General features: G+C 66.0%; 1 protein-coding gene. It reads left to right on the forward strand.

Annotated elements, in window-relative coordinates:
- The coding region (locus ACFTZL_RS43800; RefSeq protein WP_382595893.1) for a hypothetical protein at window positions 1-1,740 on the forward strand (1,740 nt) is incomplete at its 5' end.
- Between the last annotated feature and the right edge of the window lie 944 nt (window positions 1,741-2,684).

The following is a 2,684-nucleotide window of genomic DNA, read 5'->3' on the forward strand; positions in this document are numbered from 1 at the left end:
CGCCTGGCCCACGACGGCACAGCCATCGCGGTCGTCATCGACAACGTGCACGACCTCCCGTCCAACGACGTACGGCTGCTTGTCCAGGCACTGCCGACGTCCCGGATCACGCTGCTGGGCCACCCCCACCCGGAGCAGACCGCGCTCGCCGCGCATCTGGGTCTCATCGCCGAGTCCTTGCCCGGCTGGGACACCGACACCGTGGCCGCCGTCTTCGCTGCCGAAGACTGCACCCTGGACTACCCCACCGCACAGCGGGTCTTGGCGCTCACAGCTGGTTTGCCGCTGTACGTCCTCAACTCCGCGCACCTGGCCCGCACCGCGCACGCGGGCGACGGGGCCGCCTTCTGCGCGGCGGTGCAGGAGCAAACCCACCTCGCCCCCACGGCCCAGGAACACATCCTGGCAGAGACTTTCGGGCACCTGTCCGTGCTGGCACGCACGATGGCCGGCCTCATGGCCATCGCCGAAGTTCCCCTGAGTAGCCCGGAATTGCAGCAGCTGGCGGCAGCCGCGGGACCGACACGTCCCGCTGCCGCGGCCGGGGCCGTGCGCGAACTCGCAGGGCTCGGCCTCGTGCAGACATTCGCCGACGGTTTCGCCAAACTCCACGATGCGGCCGCACCGTTGGCTCTCCCTGCGTCGCATGACCTGCCTGAGGAAGCAGCCCGCCGTGTCGAGCAGACCCTGGCTGATCTTTTCGAGGGCCACAGGGAGCTGCCGCGGCTGGCCCGCTGGATGCGGCTGCTCGCCGATACCGGCCAGATCAACCTTCTGCTGGAGATCACCATGCAGGAGGGCTTCTGGGAGGGTGGATTCCCGCGCGAACTGCGCACGGTGATCGCGGACGTGGCGCAAGAACCGGGTCGGGACGCCGTCGACCGCCTTGATGCGCACAGTGCGTTGGCCGCCTGGGCATATGGGGACAACGACTGGGAGGCCTACGCACGCCACGTCCGCGCCATGGAAGCCCTCGCCTCAGAGGGCGGCAGCAGGATCGGACCACGTGAGAAGGTCCTGGTGGCCATCCGCCAGTTCCCTCTGCACGGGCACACCGGTGACACCGAAGCCCTCGATGCTGCGTTCAGGACAGCCCTGGCTGAGCTTCCCGCCCCCTCTTTTCTGGAGCGATCTCTGCGTTACGGCTACGTTCAGGGGCTCTACCACGCGGGCAGCTACCGAGCCGCAGGCACTGCGGCCCTGGAGCTCGCCGACGCCTACTGCGATCACCTCGGCCTGGACCTGGCCGACCTCCATGGCCCCACCGAGGCACTGCAACAAGCCTGCCTGAACAGCGAAACACCCGACGACTACAAGCGCCTCGCCGACTGCTTCGCCATGCATGTCAAGTGTTGCCGTCAGCTCAAACTCGACTACGGCAGCGCCGCGTTCCCCGCTATGAAGCTCTACATGGTCGCCGGGGCCTGGCGATCCGCCGTCGACCTCGGCCAGGACGTGGTCGAGACCCTGCTGCGCGGCAACGAAGCGCAGGCCGCCCTGAGCCTGATCGACCGGCAGCTCCTGCCCATCACCCAGGCCTACAACCTGCCCGAACTCATCATCGGACTCAGGTCTCACCGAGCCGTGGTCCTCGCCCGTACCGGAGACATCGCTGCGGCCAGAGCAGAGATCAGCAGCCTCACACGGTACGAGCCCACTCCGGCGCAGGCCGACGACATTCGCGAGCAGGCCAGCATCATCGAGGAACTCGCTGCTCGACAGACACAGGACCGCCCCTGAAACACCCCGCCAAGCGGGCCGATCGCCTGCCCTTCAAGCCGACGCGTCGGCCACCCGACCTGTGACACCGCACTCCCTTACACGCCTCTGACCTGCACAAATAAGAGAGAATCCAAAGGGATTCCAGCGGCAGTTGCGACTTTCCAGCTCCATTACGAACCCACAGCTCACAGCGCCGCACATCGTGTGCCATAGGCATACAGAACGCAACTCACACAGGCCAGGCGCCACGTGTACTTCGGTTCGGGCTATCCGGCTTGAACACGTGCGCCCAGTTCAGAGCCCAAAGCACCCCAGATCAGAGCCGGGAATCCACGCTGGGTGTCGTCGCCGTGCTGCCCATCGGTCGCCCCACACCCTCGGCCCTGGCATGCCGCCCACGCCTCGATGCCCCCTCCGGCTAGACCATCGCGCTCCCCCGGGCACGCGAAGCCAGTTCGCCGCGCCCACCTCAAAACCGACAGCGCCAGCAGCACGGTCGTGCATGGACGGCCGCCACCCTCGCCAACTACGGGGCACAGATGCACCCACCCCCACTGCAGGTGCACTTTGACGAACGCCGGCTTGCTCTTCCCCCGCCCGCCCCTCTTGAAGCGGCTCCCCCGCACCCCCAAGTCAAGATCAACTTTTCCACACCCAGGGCTCCAATCCCAAGGAATTATTCGTGGAGTTGAGACATTCTTGATAGAGATGCGGCACCCCAGGTCACAGGCTTGCCGCCGAGGCCTCCAAGAGCTCAGGTGTCCTATTAGGGCAGGTCAGCCAGCTAGACCGGGCAACCCTTTTTCCTATGAGCGCAGTTGAGATGTTGCAGGTCATGACGATGAGCATGTCTCAACTGCACGAACAACTGACAGGCGACGTCGGCGACGTCGGGGCGGCGCCACCAGACGGGGGGTTTCTTCCAGTGCTGTGCTTCCATGTGAGGTGTCCCTTCCTTGTTG

Source organism: Streptomyces sp. NPDC056948 (assembly GCF_042674225.1).
In the GTDB taxonomy this organism is placed as follows: domain Bacteria; phylum Actinomycetota; class Actinomycetes; order Streptomycetales; family Streptomycetaceae; genus Streptomyces; species Streptomyces purpurascens.